Below are 20739 nucleotides of genomic sequence, written 5' to 3' on the forward strand. Positions count from 1 at the left end.
GATGAACGCACCGCTCAACATTGCCATGCCGGCCGAGGCGTCTGAGGCGCCGAAGGCCTATAAGCTGCTGATCGACGGCCGGCATGTCGATGCCCGCGACGGCCGCAGCATCGAGCGCGCCAGCCCCGGCCACGGCTTCGTCGTGTCGCGCTATGCGCAGGCGGGCGTGGCGGAAGTCGAGGCGGCGGTGCAGGCCGCGCACAAGGCTTTCGAGACCGGCCCGTGGCCGCGCATGAAGGCATCGGAACGCGCGGCGATTCTGCTGAAGACTGCCGACCTGATCGAGTCTCGGCTGGAGCAGATCGCGCGGCTCGACGCGCTGGAATCCGGCAAGCCGATCGCCCAGGCGCGCGCAGAGATCGGGGGCGCGATCGACATCTGGCGCTATGCCGCCTCGCTCGCCCGCACGCTGCATGGCGAAAGCTACGCCAATCTGGGCGACTCCATGCTGGGCGTGGTGCTGCGCGAGCCGATCGGCGTCGTCTCGATCATCACGCCGTGGAATTTCCCTTTCCTGATCGTCAGCCAGAAGCTGCCTTTCGCGCTCGCCGCCGGCTGCACGGCGGTGGTGAAGCCGAGCGAGATGACGTCCGCTTCCACTTTCGTGCTCGGCGGCATCCTGCTCGAGGCCGGGCTGCCGGCTGGCGTCGTCAACATTCTCGCAGGCTACGGCGCCGATGTCGGCGCGCCGATGGTCAGCCATCCGCTGGTCGAGATGGTCTCCTTCACCGGCTCGACCCGCGTCGGCAAGACAACCATGGCAGCCGCTTCCGACTCCTTGAAGAAGGTCTCGATGGAACTCGGCGGCAAGAATGGCCAGATCGTCTTCCCCGACGCCGACCTCGAGGCCGCTGCGGATGCCGCGGTGTTCGGCGGCTTCTTCAACGCTGGCGAATGCTGCAATGCCGGCAGCCGCCTGATCGTGCATGGGGCGATCGCCGACGACTTCCTCAACGCGGTCAAGGCGCTGTCCCAGAAGGTCCGCGTCGGCGATCCGCTCGACGACCGCACCAAGGTCGGCGCGATGATCTCGGCCGACCATATGGAAAAGGTAGCCGGCTATGTGACGGCGGCGAGAACCGACGGCGGCAGCGTTTTTGCCGGCGGCGCGCGGCTTGCATCCAATGCCGGCCAATATCTCGATCCGACCATCATTCGTGACGTCACCGAGGATATGGCGATCGCACGCGAGGAAGTGTTCGGACCGGTGCTGTCCGTGCTCACTTTTGCAACGATTGAAGAGGCATTGCGCATTGCCAACAACACGCCCTATGGTTTGTCTGCAGGGGTGTGGAGCGCCGATATCGACACGTGCATGTCGGTGGCGCGCGGCGTGCGTTCGGGGACGGTTTGGGTGAATACGTTCATGGAAGGTTATCCCGAACTGCCCTTCGGCGGCTACAAGCAGTCCGGTCTGGGACGCGAACTCGGCAAACGCGCTGTCGAGGACTATACCGAGGAAAAGACTATCCAATTTCATCGCGGCCAGCGCACCGGATGGTGGGTCGGCTGAGTTGGGAGACCCCGGCGGACACCCGCCGGTTCTGTGAATGCAACAAGGGAGGTAGTACATGTTGCGCAAACTGCTTATCGGAACGGCTCTTGCGACGAGCTTTGCGTTCTCGGCGCACGCCGCGGACGTCAAGGAAGTGCAGATGCTGCATTGGTGGACGTCGGGCGGCGAAGCGGCTGCTCTGAACGTGCTGAAGCAGGATCTGGCCAAGGAAGGCTATGCCTGGAAGGACGTGCCGGTGGCCGGCGGCGGCGGCGACGCCGCCATGACCGCGCTGAAGGCGATGGTTGCGGCCGGCAATTATCCGACCGCTTCGCAGATGCTCGGCTACACCGTGCTCGATTATGCCGCCGCCGGCGTCATGGGCGACCTCACCGAGACCGCCAAGAAGGAAGGCTGGGACAAGTCGGTTCCGGCCGCCCTGCAGAAGTTCTCCGTCTATGACGGCAAGTGGGTCGCGGCCCCGGTCAACGTCCACTCCGTCAACTGGCTGTGGATCAACAAGGCGGTGATGGACAAGATCGGCGGCACCGAGCCGAAGACCTTCGACGACTTCGTGGCCTTGCTCGACAAGGCCAAGGCCGCGGGCGTCATCCCGCTGGCGCTCGGAGGCCAGAACTGGCAGGAGGCGACCATGTTCGACTCCGTCGTGCTGTCGACCGGCGGCCCGGAGTTCTACAAGAAGGCGATGAACGACCTCGATGAGGAGTCGCTCAAGTCCGACACGATGAAGAAGTCGTTCGACAACCTCGCCAAGCTCGTCAAATATGTCGACCCGAACTTCTCGGGCCGCGACTGGAACCTCGCCACCGCCATGGTCATCAAGGGCGACGCGCTGGTCCAAGTCATGGGCGACTGGGCCAAGGGCGAGTTCCACGCCGCCAACAAGACCCCGGGCACCGACTTCCTGTGCTACCGCTTCCCGGGCACCGACGGCTCGGTGATCTACAACTCCGACATGTTCGGCATGTTCAACGTGCCGGAGGACCGCAAGGCTGCCCAGGTCGCGCTCGCCACCGCCACTTTGTCGAAAAGCTTCCAGTCGGCCTTCAACGTCGTGAAGGGTTCGGTCCCGGCCCGCACCGACGTGCCTGATACCGACTTCGATGCTTGCGGCAAGAAGGGTATCGCCGACCTGAAGAAGGCCAATGAGGGCGGCACGTTGTTCGGCTCGCTGGCGCAGGGCTACGGCGCCCCGCCCGCCGTCGCCAATGCCTACAAGGATGTCGTATCGAAGTTCGTCCATGGTCAGATCAAGACCTCCGACGAGGCCGTGACCGAGCTGGTCAAGGCGATCGACGACGCCAAGTAAGCCGTTGCTTGAACTCGGGTCTCCCCCGCTTCGGCGGGGGAGGTCTCCTGTCGAAAAAGGTAAGGGAAAGACCCTGGCGCGTTTCGCGCCGGGCGGTTTCCGACCAACCGGTACTGGACGAGCCGATGAGCACAGTTGCCGAAACCCAGATCAAGCTGACGCCGGAGCATGACGCCCGTCCCGGCGCGTCGGTCCGGTCGCGGCTGCAGGATCTGTTGCCGAAGATCGTTTTGGCGCCGAGCTTCGCGGCGACGATCGTCTTCGTCTATGGCTTCATTCTGTGGACGATCTATCTGTCCTTCACCAATTCCAAGACATTCCCGTCCTATGCCGTCACCGGAGCCCGCGCATATCAGCGGCTGTGGCGCTGGACCTTCGAGAGCGACCCGCCGTCGAGCTGGTACACCTCGATCACCAATATGGGCATATTCGGCTTCCTCTACATCCTGATCTGCCTGGCGCTCGGCCTGTTCCTGGCCATCCTGCTCGACCAGAAGATCCGCGGCGAAGGCGTGCTCAGGCCGATCTACCTCTACCCGATGGCGCTCTCCTTCATCGTCACCGGCGTCGCCTGGAAATGGTTCCTCGATCCCGGCCTCGGGCTGGAACAGACGCTGCATCAGTGGGGCTGGACGAGCTTCCATTTCGACTGGATCAAGAACAAGGATTTCGTCATCTACACGGTTGTGATCGCCGGCGTCTGGCAGGCGTCCGGCTTCGTCATGGCGATGTTCCTGGCCGGCCTGCGCGGCATCGACGGCGAGATCATGAAGGCCGCGCAGATCGACGGCGCCTCCGCCTTCCAGCTCTATCGCCGCATCGTCATCCCGCTGCTGCGGCCCGTCTTCCTGTCGGCCTTCATCGTGCTCGCGCATCTGGCGATCAAGTCCTACGACCTCGTCGTCGCGCTGACCAGCGGCGGCCCCGGCGGCTCGGCCTGGCTGCCGTCCAACTTCATGTATGAGTTCACCTTCAAGCGCAACGAGATGGCGGTCGGCTCGGCCAGCGCGGTGATCATGCTGATGACCATCACCGCCATCATCGTTCCGTATCTCTATTCCGAACTCAGGGAGAAGTCGCGATGAGCGCCGTCGCTTCACCCGCCAGCCAGGCCGCAAGCGGCGCCCGTGCCAGGACATTCAACCGCATCGTCATCTACGGGCTGCTTGGGCTGTTCGCGATCTTCTATCTGATGCCGCTCTTCGTCATGCTGGTCACCTCGTTCAAGACCATGGACGAGATCCAGAACGGCAACATGCTGTCGCTGCCGCATGCGCCGACCTTCGCACCGTGGATAAAGGCGTGGAGCGAAGTCTGCTCGGGCCTGACCTGCGTCGGCATGAAGGGCTACTTCTGGAACTCCATCAAGATGGTCGTGCCGGCGGTGCTGATCTCGACGCTGCTCGGCGCGCTCAACGGCTATGTGCTGACCAAATGGCGCTTCCGCGGCCACACGCTGGTCTTTGCCATGATGCTGTTCGCCTGCTTCATCCCGTTCCAGTCGGTGCTGTTGCCGATGGCGACGATCCTCGGCAGCCTCGGCCGCTTCGGTGTCACCTTGCAGAACGCGACCGGCTTTAGTTTCGGTCTCGGCAATTCCACCGTGAACCTGGTCTTCGTCCATGTGGTCTACGGCCTCGGCTTCACCACGTTGTTCTTCCGCAATTATTACGAGGCCTTCCCCACCGAGTTGGTGAAGGCGGCACAAGTCGACGGCGCGTCCTTCTTCCAGATATTTCGGCGCATCATGCTGCCCAATTCGCTGCCGATCATCGTTGTGACGGTGATCTACCAGTTCACCAACATCTGGAACGACTTCCTGTTCGCCTCCGCCTATGCCGGGTCCGGCGACGTGATGCCGATGACGGTTGCGCTGAACAACGTCGTCAACACCTCGACGGGCGTCGTCGAATACAACGTCAACATGGCGGCGGCGATGATTGCCGCGCTCCCCACCCTGATCGTCTATGTCGTCGCCGGCCGCTATTTCGTGCGCGGGCTGATGGCCGGCGCGGTCAAGGGCTGACCACATTTGGAAGGAACGACCATGGCTTTTCTGGAAATTGATGGGCTGAAGAAGCGCTTCGGGAATGTCGAGATCCTGAAGGGCATCGATGTCGAGCTCGAAAAGGGCGGCTTCCTGGTGCTGGTCGGCCCGTCCGGTTGCGGCAAGTCCACGCTGCTCAACACCATTGCCGGCCTGGAGCAGATCACCGAGGGCGAGATCCGCGTCGACGGTCGCGCGATCAACGACCTGCATCCTTCGAAGCGTGACATCGCCATGGTGTTCCAGAGCTACGCGCTCTATCCGAACATGACGGTGGCCGGCAACATCGCCTTCGGCATGGAGATGCGCGGCGTGCCGGCGGCGGAACGCCAGGCGGCGATCGACAAGGTGGCGAAGATCCTGCAGATCGGCCATCTCCTCAAACGCAAGCCGAGCCAGCTTTCCGGCGGCCAGCGCCAACGCGTCGCCATGGGCCGGGCGCTGGTGCGCGACCCGAAGCTCTTCCTGTTCGACGAGCCGCTTTCCAATCTCGACGCCAAGCTGCGTGTCGACATGCGCATCGAGATCAAGCGCCTGCACGCCACGACCGGCACGACCATCGTCTATGTCACGCACGACCAGATCGAGGCGATGACGCTGGCGACCAAGATCGCCGTCATGCGCGACGGCGAGGTGCAGCAGTTCGGCACCCCGGCCGAAATCTACAACAACCCGACCAACATCTTCGTCGCCGACTTCATGGGCTCGCCGGCGATGAACCTGATTCCGGCCAAGATCGGCGCCAATGGCAGCGGCCTTTCGGTGGTGCTCGACCGCGAGGCGCGCCAGCCCATCGTGCTGCCGATGCCCGGCGCGCCCTCCGGTCTTGCGGCCTTCAAGGACAAGCCGGTGATCTTCGGCGTGCGCCCCGAAGCGCTGACCGACCCGGAAGGTGCGGAACGCAACGCTTCCAGCATCGCTACGGCCGACTGCCATATCGAAGTGGTGGAGCCGGCGGGATCGGACACGTTCGCCGTCACCAATCTGGGCGGCAAGGGCGTGGTGGCGCGGCTGAGGGCCGATGCGAATATCCAGCCCGGCACCAGCACGCCTTTGGCCTTCAACCTCAGCAAGGCGGTGTTCTTCGACCCGGCGACCGAGAAGCGCATTCTTTAAAGAGCTATGGCAAACCCGGATATCGTCATCATCGGCTCCGGCATCGGCGGCGCCACGATCGCCTCCGGCTTGGCCGGCAGCGGCGCCTCGATCCTGATCCTGGAGCGCGGCGAGCCGCTGCCCGCGACGCCGCATGCGCGCTCGACGCGCTCCATCTTCATCGACGAGCACTACCGGCCGAAGGAGATGTGGTGCGAGGCCGGCGGTGCTGCCTTCAACCCCGGCAACTACTACTATGTCGGCGGCAATTCGAAATTCTTCGGCGCCGTCCTGATCCGCTACCGCAAGGAGGATTTTTCCAAGCTCGAGCATTTCGGCGGCATCTCGCCGGCCTGGCCGTTTTCCTATGACGAATTCGAGCCGTGGTATTCGAAGGCCGAGCAGTTGTTTCGGGTTCGCGGCACGCTGGGCGAAGACCCGACCGAGCCGTTCCATTCGATCCCCTACGCCTTCAAGCCGGTGCCGGACGAGCCGCCGATCGCGCGCGCCCGCGCCGAGCTCAAAGCTCTCGGCCTGCATCCTGCCTCGCTACCGCTCGGCGTCGACATCGAGGCCTGGCTGAAGGACGGCAGGACGGGCTGGGACGCCTTCCCCAACACCGGCCAGGGCAAGATCGACGCTCAGACCGGACCGCTGACGGCAGCGCTTGCCGACAAGAACATCCGGCTTGAGACCGGCGCGCATGTCGACTGGCTCGAAACCGCGCCGGACGGCAAGTCGATCGCCGCCATCCATTACACCCAAAACGGCGCGCACAAGACGCTGTCGCCGAAGCTCGTCATCCTGTCGGCAGGCGCGATCAACTCGGCCGCCATCCTGCTGCGCTCGCCCTCCGCGACGGGCAACGGCCTCGCCAACAGCTCCGACCAGGTCGGGCGCAATTTCATGAACCATAATTCGAGCGCGATGCTGGCGATCGACCCGCGCCGCCGCAACGATAGCGTCTACCAGAAGACGCTGATGCTCAACGACTACTATCTGTCGGACGGCAAGGGCGGCAAGCCGCTCGGCAATGTGCAACTGCTCGGCAAGATCGACGGCAACATGCTGAAGGCCAATGTGAAGAGGATGCCGAAATTCGCGCTCGACTTCGTGGCCGGCCACGCCGTCGACTGGTATCTGATGTGCGAGGACCTGCCCGATCCCGAAAGCCGCATCATGGTCGACGGCAAAGAGATCGTCATGCAGTGGCGGCGCTCCAACATGCAGTCGCTGGATGGCCTGACCAAGGTCATGCGCGAGAACCTTCGCGCCTGCGGCTATCCGATCGTTCTGTCGCGGCCCTTCGACAAGCGCACGCCGTCGCACCAATGCGGCACCGTGAAGATGGGCAACGACCCGGCAACATCGCCGCTCGACCCCTTCTGCCGCGCCTGGGACCATCCAAACTTGTTCGTCGTCGACGGCGGCTTCCTGCCGATATCGGCCGCCGTCAACCCGGCGCTGTCGATCGCGGCGCAGGCGCTGCGGGTTGCCGACCATATCCGCAAGACGGAGCTTTCTTCATGATAGACCGGCGCCGCCCCTCACCCGCTCCCCCCGTAAACGGCAGGACAATCGCATATGGGGTTTATCGGCGAAGGCCAACGCAAGGCCGTCATCCTCGGGCTTGTCCCGAGGATCCGCCGCCGCACGCAAATATAGCGCGACCAGTTCACGGGCTGGTAGATCCTCGGGACAAGCCCGAGGATGACGCCAAGTCATGTCGGATTATCCGAACTGCCAAAGTCTCATGCGGTTGCCCTGCCGTAAACGGGGACAAGAGGGTGAGGGGCAGCGCCGGCCTACGCGGGACCCGCCAATGACCCGCCCAGCAGCCATCGTCACCGGCGGCGCTCGGGGCATCGGCCTCGCTTGCGCCGAAGCGCTGGCGGATGCCGGCTTCGACGTCCTTGTCGCCGACCTTGCCGAGAAGCCCGCCAAGGGCCTTGCGGAGAACATCGCCGCGCGCGGCGCGAAATTCGCCTATGCCCAATGTGACATTGCCGACATCGCTGGTCATTCGAGGCTGGTCGAAGCCGCAATCAGCGCCTTCGGCCACATCGATTGCCTGGTCAACAATGCCGGCGTCGGCGCCGTTGTGCGCGGCGATCTGTTGGAGCTGAAGCCGAAGAATTTCGATCGCGCTCTGGATATCAACCTGCGCGGCACGGTGTTCCTCAGCCAGGCCGTCGCCAAAGCGATGCTCGCAACACCGGGCGCCCATGCCAGATCGATCATCACCATCACCTCGGTCAGCGCCGCCATGGCTTCGCCGGAACGCGCCGACTACTGCATCTCCAAGGCCGGCTTGTCCATGTGGGTGAAGAACCTGGCGCTGCGGCTTGCACCAGAAAATATCGGCGTGTTCGAGGTCCGGCCAGGCATCATCCGCACCGATATGACGGCGGGCGTTTCCGCCAAATATGACGCGCTGATCGAGGACGGCCTGGTGCCGGCAAAACGCTGGGGTGAGGCCGGCGACATCGGCGCCGTCGTGGCCGCGCTTGCCTCAGGAAAGTTCGCCTTTTCGACCGGATCGGTCATCGATGTCGACGGCGCGCTCTCCGTGCCGCGCTTGTGAGGAACCATGGCTGACTACATCATCGTCGGCGCCGGTCCGGCCGGCTGCGTTCTCGCCAACCGGCTGAGCGAGGATCCTTCCAATTCCGTCCTGCTTCTGGAGGCCGGCGGCAAGGACTGGCATCCGCTGATCCACATGCCGGCGGGCTTTGCCAAGATGACCAAGGGCATCGCCTCCTGGGGCTGGTCGACAGTGCCGCAGGGGCATATGAAGGACCGCGTCTTCTGGTACACGCAGGCCAAGGTCGTCGGCGGCGGCTCGTCGATCAACGCCCAGATCTACACGCGCGGCAATGCCCGCGACTATGACGCCTGGGAGAAGGAAGAGGGGTTGGCCGGCTGGGGCTATCGCGATGTTCTGCCCTATTTCAAGCGCGCCGAGAACAACCAGCGCTTCGCCAACGATTTCCATGGCGACCAAGGGCCGCTCGGCGTCTCCAACCCGATCTCGCCGCTGCCGATCTGCGAGGCCTATTTCCGCGCCGGGCAGGAAATGGGCATACCGTTCAATCCGGATTTCAACGGCGCCAGCCAGGAAGGTGTCGGCTACTATCAGCTGACCCAGAAGGATGCGCGGCGTTCATCGGCCTCCGTGGCCTATCTGAAGCCGATCCGCAGCCGCAAGAACCTGACGGTCAGGACCGATGTGCTCGTCACCCGCGTCGTCGTCGAGAAGGGTCGCGCCGTCGGCGTCGAGATCGCCGACAAGCCAGGCGGTGAGAAGATCATATTGCGCGCCGAACGCGAGGTGATCGTCTCGTCGGGCGCCATCGGCTCGCCAAAACTCCTCATGCAATCCGGTATCGGCCCCGCGGACCATCTAAAGTCGGTGGGCGTCACGCCCGTGCATGACCTACCCGGCGTCGGCTCCAACATGCAGGATCATCTCGACCTGTTCGTCATCGCCGAATGCACCGGCGACCACACCTACGACAATTACGCCAAGCTGCACCGCACGATGTGGGCCGGCTTGCAATATCTGCTGCTCAAGAAGGGCCCCGTCGCCTCGAGCCTGTTCGAGACCGGCGGCTTCTGGTACGCCGACCCGACCGCCGCCTCGCCCGACATCCAGTTCCATCTCGGCCTCGGCTCCGGCATCGAGGCAGGCGTCGAGAAGCTGAACAATCCGGGCGTGACACTGAACTCCGCCTTCCTGCGCCCGCGCTCGCGCGGCACGGTGCGGCTGAAGAGCGCCGACCCGGCCGACCACCCGCTGATCGATCCGAACTACTGGTCCGATCCTTACGACCGCGACATGTCGATCAAAGGGCTGAGGCTGGCCCGCGAGATCATGCGGCAAAAGGCGCTGCAGCCTTATGTGCTGCGCGAGGTGCTGCCCGGCCCTGCACTGCAAAGCGACGCGCACTTCTTCGACTACGCTTGCCGCTCCTCCAAGACCGACCACCACCCCGTCGGCACCTGCCGCATGGGGCATGATGCGATGGCCGTAGTGACGCCGGATTTGAGGCTGCGCGGCATCGAAGGTCTCCGCGTCTGCGACGCCTCGGTGATGCCGCGCGTTCCCTCCTCCAACACCAATGCGCCGACGATCATGGTCGGCGAAAAGGGCGCCGATCTCATCCTCGGCCGCGAGCCGCTGCCGCCGGCCGTGTTCAAGGGCAACCAGGCGGCATGAGGCGTCAACGATGATCCGGCATTGCGTCTTTGTCCGCTTTCGCGACGACGTTCCTGAAACCGAGCGCGCGGCGATTCACGCCGATCTCGAAGCCTTGCGCGCCATTATCGCCGGCATGGATAAGGTGCAGTTCAGCGCCAATGTCAGCCCGGAGCCGTTCGGGCGCGGCTTCGGCCACGGCTTCACCATCGACTTCCGCGACGCTGCGGCGCGTGACGCCTATCTCGTGCACGAGGCGCATCAGCGCGCCGGCGCGCGCCTTGTCGCCGCGCTTGAAGGCGGCACTGAGGGGCTGATGGTCATCGATCTCGAGCATGAATCCGAAAAGTGGGAACCGGTTTTCGGAAAAGATCATGCTCCAACAAAGAGTTAGATTGGGGCGACGATCCAACAAGGATTCACGCGACATGCCGTAGGTCTTTGATTTTACTCATGTCTTTGTCCCGAAACCGCTGCACGCGTTGCAGGCTTTCGGAAGATACTTTAACACGAAAGCCGTCAATCGAGCGCGTCTAGGTCGATGACCTGGCCAACAGCGCCTTGCAACGATGCCGCTGCCGCGGCGCCCGAGAAGTTGGCGCGCAGCGCACCCACCGGGTCGCGGTCGCGGCCAAGGGCCAATCGACAGGTCGGGGTTGCCCGGCCGTTGACTTCGATCAGATGGGCGGTTCCTTCTTCGTCGAGAATGAAGTCGATCCCAACGAGACCCGTCAGCCGTAATTGCTCCATGACCTTGCTGGCGGCCTGGAGTATCCCGGGATGGTCGATCACGCGAACTGTCTTCGCAGGACCGTTCCTGCATCGGCTTTCCAGCACCTCCACTGCCACCGCGGCTAACACTTTTCCGTCAACGACAGCGAGCGCGACGTTGGCGTCGCGTCCGGCCACATAGGCTTGTGCGTGCACAAAGGGCTTGCGGCCACGCCACAGATCCCGCAGTGAGCTGAGGTCGGCGTTCACGATCGCCCGTTTGAGGGCGCGGAAGAGGCTCGGACGGCGCGATAGGCAGCGCCACAGATGGGCGGCATGCGCCCTGTCACGGGCGATGGCCACTCCGCGGCCACCCCAACTGCGGTCGGTTTTCAACACGATCGGCAGACCGTATGCGTTAATCCATTTGTCTAGCTCGGCAGGATCGCCGATACGTTGCGTCGGTGGCGCCTTGACCCCGGCAGCAAGCGCAATTTCGATCATCTCGGAGCGGGAGAGGTCCGGCCACGCACTTCGGCAGCTGTCGCGGATATTCCTCACCAGGTCCAATGCGGGCTCGTCACAGGGGACTACAAGATCCGGATTAACGCGCGCGATGAGTGTCCTAAGCGCGCGCTCTGGATGTTGCCACGGCATGCGGTACGACGCCAAGCCCGGCTGGCGCCGCATCGGATGCCGTCTTGGACAAAGCGCCACGACTCTGAAGCCGCCCCGCGCGAGGGCCGCGACGACGCCGACGGTCATTGGCCAGCGGAAGGTCGTGACGACGAGGGCGAGAGGCCGATGAGCGGTACCCTCCGGCCCCAAATGCTTGTCGACCAATCCTGCGAGCCGCTCGATCGACGTTGTGGCCCGCACAAGGTCGAGATGGTCGCCGGCGACTTCCTCGACGACAAGCCCATAGCTTCTCGCACGCCAGAGATCGGCCGGTCGACAGCCGAACATGGTGGGATCGCCAGCGCTGAGCAGTATCAGAGCACCGGGATAGAATGGAGGATCGTAGGCGCGCAATGCGGCCATATTGGCGTCTGCGAGCGTCTCCGGTGTCGGTTCGTCAACTGGCGGCGCCGAGCTCCGCCATCTCGACTGGAGCCTTTGTGCCAACCGCCGGGCGCGGAAGGTCAATTCGCGAAATGCAGGGCCGGGCAACCGCCAGCCGATCTGGACCAGTTGGGCCTTGGTCCTGCGGACCTGCCCGAACCACCATGCCTTTCCCGGCCAGAACCGCTGGTCGTAATATGCATCGATCAGGATCGGCGGCGCCACCTTCTCGCCCGCATGTTTCAGTTGCCGAGCAACTTCCACCGCGACGAGGGCTCCGAAGGAGTAGCCAACCAGCCGGTAGGGGCCGTGTGGCTGGACCGTACGCAAGGCAGTAACCGCCGAGGCGGCGAGGCGACCAAGAGCATTGCTTCTCCCGGTCTGGAACAAGTAGGAGAGGCCGAAGATACGCCCTGGCATCGCCAGCCGCTCTGCCAGCCGGGCCAGCTCGCGGGCGTGTCCACCCAAGCCCGGGAAGAAAAACACCGTATCGGCGGCTGTGCCGTCGCGCAGGAGCTCCAGCGGCAAGGCTGCCGGGCGAGTCTCTCCAGCTGAGATAAACCGGTCCGACTCATACTCGATGACGGCAGCGTCACTCATATTCAGGCTGCCTGGGCGCTCTGCTGTCCGCGACGCCGACATTTCGGCGTACGCGGGTTGTCTCCAGGTGTTGCACAATCCGGCGAGCCGTGTAGTCGGCGCCGGCAACGAAACGCATAAGAGGGCCGAAGCTGCTGGCCGCAGCCAGTCCCGTCGCGTAGAGGCCGGGAGCCGAAGTCTCGAAATCGTGCGACAGGATCGGCACGCCGGCCACATGGCGGATTGCTCCTCGCAGCGACTTGTCTAGAAATTGCAGACGTTCGATCTGCGGCCAATAGCCGGTTGCAGCGATGACATGATCGACGTCGAGGGTTTTCGATTTGCCGGATGCATCGCCCAGCTTCAGCCGCACGCCGTTCCCGGTGGGCGCCGCGCCTTGCAGATGATGGCCGGCCAGGACCTCGGCACCTCCCAGCACCTTGCCGCGGAGATACCATGCGGAGGACGGCCCGAGATGTCGGCGCAGGATGTTCAGCCGCAAGCGAGCCGGGAGGAGGCGATAAATCTGCGGCAGGTCGCTCGCAAGGCGGGACCGCCAACCAGGTCCAAGTGGCGACGAGGGATGCGTCAGCCGCCCTAGGAGCGGCGGCTCACCGGCAGTGGGCTCAGAAGCAAAACGGATTCGATCCGCCCGGGTCACGATCTTCGGGCGAGCGCCTGCGTCGATCAGCGCAGCGGCCAGATCGACTGCCGACGCGCCTGCGCCGACAATAGCGATATCGCGCCCAGCGAAGCGATCCATATTGCGGTGGTCGGCGCTGTGACTGGCCAACGATGCGGGAAGGTCCGCCAGTTCTCTCGGCGCCACCCTGAAATGCGTGACGCCGACGGCCAGCACGACGCGCCGGGCCAGCACCGTCTGACCTTCCTCGGTTGTCAGCCTGAACCCATCGCCGCTGCGTCCGATATGACTAACGTTCACGGTTTCCAGGTGAGGGACGAAGCGTCGCTGGAAGTCCAGTCCGTAGGCAACAAAGGTCTCGAGCGACACCGGCTCACCCTTGTCGCCGTAGGGAATCCCTCTGGTACGGCAGAACTCCCCGAGGGTCGACCCGGGACCCGGCGCCGACAGGTTGGACGCGAAGCCGTCCGACTTGAGCTTCATGCCGGCCGGCATGGCCGTGCACCAGGTCTGAAGCGGATTTCCAAAGACCCGCAGGCTTCGGCCCGCTGTGATGACGTTTGCCGCGACGGATAGCCCATAAGGGCCCGCCCCCACGACAGCAACATCCACGCTCGACGCCCCCATCTCACCGCTTCTCCCAGTCTGTGTTGCCGAAGAGACTGTCGGCGCGATGCCGCCATCCGGCTGCCACCGCAACCCACCGGTGGCCTTCCTTAGACTCGTGGCTGCGGGTCTGATTGCGAGAGCCGCCGCGTCCCGCGTGTCCTAAGCGATTGCGGAGTAGACCGCCCGGTTCCGGTAGGGAGTCAGAATGATTGTTGAAAGGTAGGTGAGCCGCCACGAGATCCGCCGTTGCCGAGACAAAATCCAGCTGGGCATTAGTAACAGCACAGATCGGAGTAGAGTAGGGGTAGCTCCCTACACCGTTAGTCTGTCTCACCCCTATCCGGCAGCAGAAAACGCAGGAGAGAAGTAAGATTTTAGGTCCCTAGGTCGGCGGTGCTTCGCGCCGCCCAGCGACTTGTGCGACGGAGTCCTCGAGCGCCGATGCCCAACAAGGGGTCGAGGCTTGGCACAGACTATTGCGACGAGCACCGGGTCGTCAGTGCGACTGACGCGCCTCCGGCAAGACTAACCAGCGGTATCAGCCATAGGTTGAACAAGGGCAGATATGAAAACAGGGGCGGCAGAAGCAACAATCCCGCGAACAGGCCGGCAAGCAGGCAAGCTGTTTGCCCGGCCGAGCGCCACCAGCTCAGAATGGCGATTGCCGTCATCATCCCGAGCATTGCCGCCCGCAGCGGGATTATCGTATCCTCTTTGTCGGACATGCGTATGCGGTCGGCCGCCCTTGGACGCTCGTGTTCCGTCGCCCTGCCGATTCCATCGCCGCGCATCACCGCCTTTATCTCCTCTCGGGTCAGCGCCAGTGAGTAGATTCGCGCGTCGTCAATGGAACCAGCAAACGCATAGCCGTCGGCGTCCCGGCGCTGCCCCACCGCAACACCCGCGCGCGCGCTGCGCTGTTGTGGCGTTATGGTGCCAAGAAGATCGCCATTGTCCAGTTCGCCATCGAGGTAGACGTCCAGGGTCCGGGCCGCAGCATTATATACGCCCGCGATATGGTACCAGGCGCCAAGGGCCAGAGGAGTGGCCCCGTACCGGGCCATGAGTTCCCCGTGCGAGTTGGTGAGCTTGAAGCCGATCGTGCGGGGCCCTCGGTCCACGGTCGTGTCCAGTTGGTAGCCGGCGTCTCCGCCGAATTGCGATATTACCGCCGCGTCATTTGCCGGAAACTTTGACGAATTGATCCAAGCGGTGATCGTCATGCTGCCGGCGAGCCGCAACGGTGTGGATTGCTGGAGATCGATTGAGTCGGTTGCACCATCGAAAGCGGCCGCACCATTCAGAACGCCCGAGACTCGCTTGGGCGGGTTGTGGAATCTTCCATTCAAGCCGTGTCCGGAAGAATCCCCTGCGGTGTTTCCGCCCGGCTCGTCGAATTTCCAATGAGCCTCGAGTGTTCCCGGCGATGTGAATCCTCGCGTATTGATAGGATTTGCCGCTGGAACCAAACCCCAGATCACGATCGCGCACGCCCCGATAGCGCCTCCCCATCCCGTCCACCGGTTCAAAGCGAGTTCTGGGGGCCGAAGCTCGCAATAGGTGCCGATGCCGGCTCCCAGCGCAGCGCCGATGGTGTTGGCGAGAATATCCGCTCCGGAAGGGTCGCGATACATCATCACGAGCTGGCTGACTTCCGCGGTCGTTGATAGCAAGGCTACCGCAACTATTGCTTGCAACCGGCCCAGCCTGGCGAAAACCAGCCCCACCGGCACAAATCCCAAGACATTTGCTACGAAGTCGCCAGGATAAGCCCTGAAGTCCAGCGTTGCGTGGCCGAGGTCCCGCATCTCCACGGGAACCGCGATAGCAGCTAGAGTGAGCAGCAACACTGGGGCCCACAATGCAACTCGAAGATCGGGATTGGACCCTGTCACGAAAGCCCGTCCGCTCACGCCCTCATATGTCAAGGCGTTTACGGGATTGTCCAGAGGCAGACCTTCACGAGATATCAGCCTTGCGACCAAGTGCCTCTCACCCGTTCGTATACTGTCAAGTAACAAGAATTGGATGGGAAGAGTTCGAATGCCTGACTTCGAGTCCTTGTTGATTGCGTCTCGGCGGCGCGCGGGAACAGGGTTCCTTTTCGGAATTGCGCAAAACAAAGACTTACAGCGGTTCGGCGATTCCGTGAAACGCTGAACCGCTCCAGCGTTTACGGAAATGTGACCGCCGGTCCTCGAAAACCGGCAAACCAGCTGTTCTCTTTTGCACCTGGTGGAACATATCCTTGCGCCTGGTGGAACATATCGTGGCCTTTGGGGGATGCAAAAGGAGGACTGCCTTGACCCTCACCACCGAGCAGAAGAAAACCGTAACCGCATCGTTCCTCGGCTGGACGCTCGACGCTTTTGATTTCTTCCTTCTGACGTTCCTGCTCACCGATATTGCCGCTGAGTTCCAGACTGACGTGCCGGCGGTCTCCAAAGCACTGTTCCTGACGCTGGCGACGCGCTTCATCGGCGCGTTCTTCTTCGGCATGCTTGCCGACAGATACGGCCGCAAGCCCATTCTGATGCTCAATATCGTCAGTTATTCGGTGATCGGCGCTTTAGCCGCCTTCTCGCCCAATCTCGGCATATTCCTGGCGCTGCGTGCCCTGTTCGGCATCGCCATGGGAGGCGAATGGGGTCTGGGCAGCTCGCTTGCCATGGAATCCATTCCGCCGAGCGCGCGCGGCACGGTCTCGGGCATTCTGCAATGCGGCTATCCGGCCGGCTATCTGCTGGCCGCGGTTGTCTACGGGCTGCTCTACGGGCAGAAGATCGGCGACTTTACCTTCGGTTGGCGCGCCATGTTCCTCCTGAGCTTCCTGCCGGCGCTGGTTGTGCTGTTCATCCGCTCGCATGTACCGGAATCGCCGGCGTTCGTCGAAGGCCGCGCCCAGGCACGGCCCGGCCTTTTGGAAACGCTGCGGAAGCACTGGCGGATCGCGCTCTACGCCGTGGTGCTGATGATGTTCTTCAACTTCTTCAGCCATGGCACGCAGGACCTTTATCCCACCTTCCTGAAGAAGCAGCACGGCTTCGACACGCACACGGTGAGCTGGATCACCATCGTCGCCAATATCGGCGCCATCGTCGGCGGCCTGGCCTTCGGCGCGCTGTCCGAGAAGATTGGCCGCATCAACGCCATCACGCTCGCTTGTGTGATCGCCCTGCCGGCAATCCCGCTCTGGGCCTACACGACCACGCCCTTCATGCTGGCGATCGGCGCCTTCATCATGCAGGTCGCGGTGCAGGGCGCCTGGGGCGTCATCCCGGTGCATCTCAACGAATTATCGCCGGGCTCGGTGCGGGCGACCTTGCCCGGCTTCATCTACCAAGCCGGCAATCTCGCCGCTTCCTATGGCGGCCCGTATCAGGCCGGCATCGCCGAAGCGCCGGGAGGCAGCTACGGCTATGCGCTGGCCCTGTTTGCCGGCGTGGTCGCCGTCTGCATCATCGTCGTCATCCGCTTCAGTCCGGAAAAGCGCGGCCAGGTGATGACCGTCCTCGGTTGAGGGTCTGTCTTCAACCCATTCTGAGCGCCGCGACGCCGGCAACGATGCCGAGCGCCGCGGCCGCGCGCCAGACGGTCATCTTCTCGCCCAGCGCCAGCACCGAGATCAGCATGGCGAACAGGATCGAGGTCTCGCGCAGCGACGCGACCGAGGCGATCGGCGCCTTGGTCATTGCCCACATCACGATCCAATAGGCCGCGCCGCTGAGCACCCCGGTGAACAGCCCGGCCTTCCAGTCGCGCGCCAGCACAGGCAGCGACCGCGGCCCGCGAAAGAAGATGCACAGCAAGAGCGCCCACGTCGCATCGCAGACGAACAGCCAGGCCGCATAGCTTTGCGCGGTTGCCGCCAGCCGCGCGCCGCTGCCGTCGGAGAGTGTGTAGCTGGCGATGAAGATCGATGTGCCGAGCGCGAAGCCGACCGCGCGCAGATTGAGCTTCTCCAGATGCGCCCCGCCCCGAAACGACATGACCAGCGTGCCCGCCGACAGAAGCACGATGCCGAGGATGGCGAACGGCGCCGGGACCTCGCCGATCAGGACGATGCCGCCGAGCGCCGAGAGCAATGGTGCGGTGCCGCGCGCCAGCGGATAGGTCTGGGCGAAATCGCCGGCCTTGTAGGCGCCGATCAAGAAAGTGCGGTAGCCCATGTGGAAGATCACCGAGACGAAGATGTAGGGCCAAACTTCGGCCTTTGGCACCTCGACGAAGGGAAGCGCGACCAGCGCCGCAAAGCCCATGCCGAGCGTCATCAGTGTGATCGACAGGAAGCGGTCGAGATGCACCTTGACCAACGCGTTCCAGATCGCATGCATGGCCGCCGCCGAAAGCACCGCCAGGACGACGAACAGCGTCATGCCTGTTTCACCTGCCCGCCAGGCCTGAGGCGATGCCCGGCATTTCCAGATCGATATCGATCCTGAGCGGGAAATGGTCGGACGCCACCTCGCCGATATCGGCGCTCACAGAACGCACCCGCCCGGCCAGCATGCCGCCGACGAAGCAATGATCGAGCCGTCCTTTCGCCAGCTTGCCGTCGATGATCTTTTCGTGCGTATGGAAGTCCGGCCTCGGCTCGCTGGCGACGGCTGCGGCATCGACGAAGCCGTCGATATAGGCAGCGCCGCGATGGTAGGGCGTATTGCCGACGATGCGCCGGTATTCGGCGCTGCCCGGCTCCATGTTGAAGTCGCCCAGCCAGATCGCCGCCAACGGATTCTCCGGTTCCGGCTGGCCGTTCGACCAATTGCGCTGCGGCTCGTCGTCGACGCCGCTCCAGGGGCCGCCGTCGGACGGCGCGCGGCGATGCTCGGCAAGCAGATAGTCTATCTGCTCCAGCCGCTCCTCGGCCGCGATGTGAGCGAGATGCAGCGAGAAAAAACGCACTGGCCCCGCCGGCGTGCGGATCATGCATTCCAGCGCCGCGTTGCGGGTGTTGAGCGGTCTCAGCGTGCGCCGCAGCGGCAAAGTGTGCAGGCGCGACCAGACGATCGGCAGCTTCGACAGCACCATCGTGCCGAACTGCCGTCGGCGGTTGACGACGCGGCCATCCCGCTTCTCGCTGGCATCCATGTCGAAGGCCGGGCCGTAGGCCCAGTAATAGCCGGGCAGCAAGCTGGACAGGATCTCGGGCTGGTCGTCCTCGTTGCTGCGCTGCCAATGCCGCTCAACTTCTTGCAGCGCGACGATATCGGCGCCGTCCACCAGCCTGGCGCAGCGGCTGAGATCGTAGCGCCCGTCGCTGCCGTAGCCATACTGGATATTGTAGCTGATCAGCTTCATTGATTAACCGGCTCACTTCTAGTGATCGCAGTAGCGCCCCGCCCCTTGCGTTGCAATGGACCGGCGGGGCAAGCGGAATAGTCCAGTGGAAATCGGCGAACCGGCGCTCTAATACGTCGTCAGCGGCTGGAAGCTTCCGGCGGGCGACGCCGCAAGTTCCGACCAGTCGATCTCCTCCTCCAGCCGGTGATAGGCCTCGTCGCCGATCGTGCCGTTGCTGCGCAGTTCCTCCAGCGTGTCACGCTGCCGCTTGATGGCATAGAGGCGCAACCGGTCGTATTCCGTCGCGGCCTGCGCGTCGTCGGGATTTTCGGCGATCCGCCGCTGCGCCTCGTACTGCTCGCGCACGACGGCGGCAGCCGACGAGGTCTTGCGGCTCAGCACATCGAGCGCGGCCTGCATGATGGCGACGCGCGCCTCGGCCACCTCGCGATCGATCGTCGTATCGCGCGGGAAATTGAGCCAGCGCAGCAGGACCTTCAGGCTCATGCCTTGCAGCACCAGCGTGCCGAGCACGACCGCGAAAGCGGCGAGCACGATCGGGTCACGCCCGGGAAAGCCGGCCGGCAAGGCAATGGCGGCGACCAGCGTCACCAGCCCGCGCATGCCGCACCAGCCGACAAGCACGGCACCGGCAAATGTCGGCGCATCCTGCTTTTCTTCCTCGCTGTCGTTGCGGGCAAACCATCGGATGATCGCGACATATCCCGCCACCCAGACGAGGCGCGCCACGACGACGACGGCAAGAACCGTCGCGGCGAAGACGAATGCCTCGCCTTGCCCATCGCCGGCAAGCCGGCCGATAATCGACCGTGCCTGCAGGCCCATCAGCACGAACGCCAGCACGTTGAGCACGAACACCGCCGATTCCCAGACCGAATAGGCGCTGACGCGGCGTCTTGCCGACATGCGGCGCGGCGTGGTGCGCGCGATGGTGATGGCATAGACGACGATGGTGATGATGGCGGAGAGGCCGAGCTTGTCGGCAATGATCCAGACGGCGAAGGTTCCGGCGAACTGCACCACGGTGCTGCTTGCCGCGTCCTCGATGCGTGTCAGCGTGAGCCGCGACGCTCGGCCGAACAGATAGCCGGCGATAACACTGCCGACCGTCGCAAGCAGGATGACGGGCACTGCGTCTTTGAGCATGAGCGTGCCGATGGCGGCTGAAACCGATATCCGGTAGATCAGCAGCGCCGTGGCGTCGTTGAGCAGGCTCTCGCCCTGCAGGATCGCAGTCAGACGGTGCGGCACCTTGAACTGATTGAGCACCGCGCTTGCGGCGACCGCGTCCGGCGGCGCGACGATGGCGCCGAGCGCGATCGCCGCCGCGATCGGCAGGCCGGCCATCTGCCAGCCGACAAAGGCAACGACCAACGCGGTGAAGACGACCGCGCCAAGCGCCAGCAGGGCAAGCGACAGCCGGTAGCGCTTCAGGTCGCGCAGCGAGGTGTCATAGGCGGCATCGAGCAGCACCGGCGCGATGAACAGCGCCAGCGCCAGTTCCGGATCGATCTCGATCGTCGGCGCGCCCGGTACGAAGGCAAGCCCAACTCCGGCAAGCGCCAGCAGCGATGGGTAAGGTACCTCCAGCCATCGCGATACCGCCGTCAGCGCGACGGCGATGAGAAGCAGGATCAGGGTAAGTTCGAACAGCGCCATGGCTTAT

At 63.8% G+C, this 20739-nt stretch carries 16 protein-coding genes; 10 read left to right on the forward strand and 6 right to left on the reverse strand.

What is annotated here, in order from left to right; all coding sequences use genetic code 11:
- The first annotated feature begins 1 nt into the window (after nt 1).
- The 9 genes from FJ425_RS19535 to FJ425_RS19575 all read left to right on the forward strand — a co-directional run bounded on the left by FJ425_RS19535 (nt 2) and on the right by FJ425_RS19575 (nt 10559).
- A complete protein-coding gene (locus FJ425_RS19535) occupies nt 2-1513 on the forward strand; it encodes an aldehyde dehydrogenase family protein (RefSeq protein ID WP_140725551.1) in 1512 nt (503 codons plus the stop codon).
- Between the two features lie 58 nt (nt 1514-1571).
- Nucleotides 1572-2825: an ABC transporter substrate-binding protein gene (locus FJ425_RS19540; RefSeq protein ID WP_140632473.1), complete on the forward strand. Its 1254-nt coding sequence runs from the start codon at nt 1572-1574 to the stop codon at nt 2823-2825.
- Between the two features lie 125 nt (nt 2826-2950).
- Nucleotides 2951-3910, forward strand: coding sequence for a sugar ABC transporter permease (locus FJ425_RS19545; RefSeq protein ID WP_140541874.1), 960 nt, complete (start codon nt 2951-2953; stop codon nt 3908-3910).
- Nucleotides 3907-4851, forward strand: a complete 945-nt coding sequence (locus FJ425_RS19550; protein ID WP_140541875.1) for a carbohydrate ABC transporter permease — start codon at nt 3907-3909, stop codon at nt 4849-4851. Before FJ425_RS19545 ends, FJ425_RS19550 begins: the two co-directional genes overlap by 4 nt.
- Before the next feature lie 21 nt (nt 4852-4872).
- Nucleotides 4873-5988, forward strand: a complete 1116-nt coding sequence (locus FJ425_RS19555; protein WP_140541876.1) for an ABC transporter ATP-binding protein — start codon at nt 4873-4875, stop codon at nt 5986-5988.
- A 6-nt stretch (nt 5989-5994) separates the two neighbouring features.
- Nucleotides 5995-7497 carry a GMC family oxidoreductase gene (locus tag FJ425_RS19560; protein WP_140632476.1) on the forward strand — a complete coding sequence of 501 codons (1503 nt, stop codon included), beginning with the start codon at nt 5995-5997 and terminating at the stop codon, nt 7495-7497.
- 292 nt (nt 7498-7789) lie between these two features.
- Entirely contained in the window at nt 7790-8551 is a 762-nt protein-coding gene (locus tag FJ425_RS19565; RefSeq protein WP_140632479.1) for a 3-ketoacyl-ACP reductase, read from the forward strand.
- A gap of 6 nt (nt 8552-8557) precedes the next feature.
- A complete protein-coding gene (locus tag FJ425_RS19570; RefSeq protein ID WP_140632482.1) occupies nt 8558-10186 on the forward strand; it encodes a choline dehydrogenase in 1629 nt (542 codons plus the stop codon).
- 10 nt (nt 10187-10196) lie between these two features.
- Nucleotides 10197-10559, forward strand: coding sequence for a Dabb family protein (locus FJ425_RS19575; RefSeq protein ID WP_140541880.1), 363 nt, complete (start codon nt 10197-10199; stop codon nt 10557-10559).
- A 125-nt stretch (nt 10560-10684) separates the two neighbouring features.
- Here FJ425_RS19575 and FJ425_RS19580 read toward each other — a convergent pair whose 3' ends face one another.
- From FJ425_RS19580 to FJ425_RS19590, 3 genes are all read right to left on the reverse strand, one after another.
- Complete coding sequence (locus FJ425_RS19580; RefSeq protein ID WP_181175977.1) at nt 10685-12538, reverse strand: thioesterase domain-containing protein; 1854 nt, start codon at nt 12536-12538, stop codon at nt 10685-10687.
- Complete coding sequence (locus FJ425_RS19585; protein ID WP_140632488.1) at nt 12531-13787, reverse strand: NAD(P)-binding domain-containing protein; 1257 nt, start codon at nt 13785-13787, stop codon at nt 12531-12533. Before FJ425_RS19585 ends, FJ425_RS19580 begins: the two co-directional genes overlap by 8 nt.
- Before the next feature lie 455 nt (nt 13788-14242).
- Nucleotides 14243-15619: a LamG-like jellyroll fold domain-containing protein gene (locus FJ425_RS19590; protein WP_140632491.1), complete on the reverse strand. Its 1377-nt coding sequence runs from the start codon at nt 15617-15619 to the stop codon at nt 14243-14245.
- Between the two features lie 452 nt (nt 15620-16071).
- Between FJ425_RS19590 and FJ425_RS19595 the strand changes: the two genes are divergently transcribed.
- Entirely contained in the window at nt 16072-17289 is a 1218-nt protein-coding gene (locus FJ425_RS19595) for an MFS transporter (RefSeq protein WP_140632494.1), read from the forward strand.
- Nucleotides 17290-17299: 10 nt separating this feature from the next.
- Here the strand turns inward: FJ425_RS19595 and FJ425_RS19600 are convergent, their stop codons facing one another.
- The 3 genes from FJ425_RS19600 to FJ425_RS19610 form a co-directional block, all read right to left on the reverse strand.
- Entirely contained in the window at nt 17300-18145 is an 846-nt protein-coding gene (locus FJ425_RS19600; protein WP_140632497.1) for an EamA family transporter, read from the reverse strand.
- Between the two features lie 7 nt (nt 18146-18152).
- Nucleotides 18153-19070 carry an endonuclease/exonuclease/phosphatase family protein gene (locus tag FJ425_RS19605; RefSeq protein ID WP_140632500.1) on the reverse strand — a complete coding sequence of 306 codons (918 nt, stop codon included), beginning with the start codon at nt 19068-19070 and terminating at the stop codon, nt 18153-18155.
- 108 nt (nt 19071-19178) lie between these two features.
- Nucleotides 19179-20732: a sodium:proton antiporter gene (locus FJ425_RS19610; RefSeq protein ID WP_140632503.1), complete on the reverse strand. Its 1554-nt coding sequence runs from the start codon at nt 20730-20732 to the stop codon at nt 19179-19181.
- Nucleotides 20733-20739: the final 7 nt, after the last annotated feature.

It is taken from the genome of Mesorhizobium sp. B2-7-2, from assembly GCF_006440775.1.
Lineage (GTDB): Bacteria > Pseudomonadota > Alphaproteobacteria > Rhizobiales > Rhizobiaceae > Mesorhizobium.

What these genes read in the sequence shown, in the direction of transcription:
- FJ425_RS19535 (WP_140725551.1), top strand. Translation starts at nt 2, where the DNA reads ATGAACGCACCGCTCAACATTGCCATGCCGGCCGAGGCGTCTGAGGCG.
- FJ425_RS19540 (WP_140632473.1), top strand. Translation starts at nt 1,572, where the DNA reads ATGTTGCGCAAACTGCTTATCGGAACGGCTCTTGCGACGAGCTTTGCG.
- FJ425_RS19545 (WP_140541874.1), top strand. Translation starts at nt 2,951, where the DNA reads ATGAGCACAGTTGCCGAAACCCAGATCAAGCTGACGCCGGAGCATGAC.
- FJ425_RS19550 (WP_140541875.1), top strand. Translation starts at nt 3,907, where the DNA reads ATGAGCGCCGTCGCTTCACCCGCCAGCCAGGCCGCAAGCGGCGCCCGT.
- FJ425_RS19555 (WP_140541876.1), top strand. Translation starts at nt 4,873, where the DNA reads ATGGCTTTTCTGGAAATTGATGGGCTGAAGAAGCGCTTCGGGAATGTC.
- FJ425_RS19560 (WP_140632476.1), top strand. Translation starts at nt 5,995, where the DNA reads ATGGCAAACCCGGATATCGTCATCATCGGCTCCGGCATCGGCGGCGCC.
- FJ425_RS19565 (WP_140632479.1), top strand. Translation starts at nt 7,790, where the DNA reads ATGACCCGCCCAGCAGCCATCGTCACCGGCGGCGCTCGGGGCATCGGC.
- FJ425_RS19570 (WP_140632482.1), top strand. Translation starts at nt 8,558, where the DNA reads ATGGCTGACTACATCATCGTCGGCGCCGGTCCGGCCGGCTGCGTTCTC.
- FJ425_RS19575 (WP_140541880.1), top strand. Translation starts at nt 10,197, where the DNA reads ATGATCCGGCATTGCGTCTTTGTCCGCTTTCGCGACGACGTTCCTGAA.
- FJ425_RS19580 (WP_181175977.1), bottom strand. Translation starts at nt 12,538, where the DNA reads ATGAGTGACGCTGCCGTCATCGAGTATGAGTCGGACCGGTTTATCTCA.
- FJ425_RS19585 (WP_140632488.1), bottom strand. Translation starts at nt 13,787, where the DNA reads ATGGGGGCGTCGAGCGTGGATGTTGCTGTCGTGGGGGCGGGCCCTTAT.
- FJ425_RS19600 (WP_140632497.1), bottom strand. Translation starts at nt 18,145, where the DNA reads ATGACGCTGTTCGTCGTCCTGGCGGTGCTTTCGGCGGCGGCCATGCAT.
- FJ425_RS19605 (WP_140632500.1), bottom strand. Translation starts at nt 19,070, where the DNA reads ATGAAGCTGATCAGCTACAATATCCAGTATGGCTACGGCAGCGACGGG.
- FJ425_RS19610 (WP_140632503.1), bottom strand. Translation starts at nt 20,732, where the DNA reads ATGGCGCTGTTCGAACTTACCCTGATCCTGCTTCTCATCGCCGTCGCG.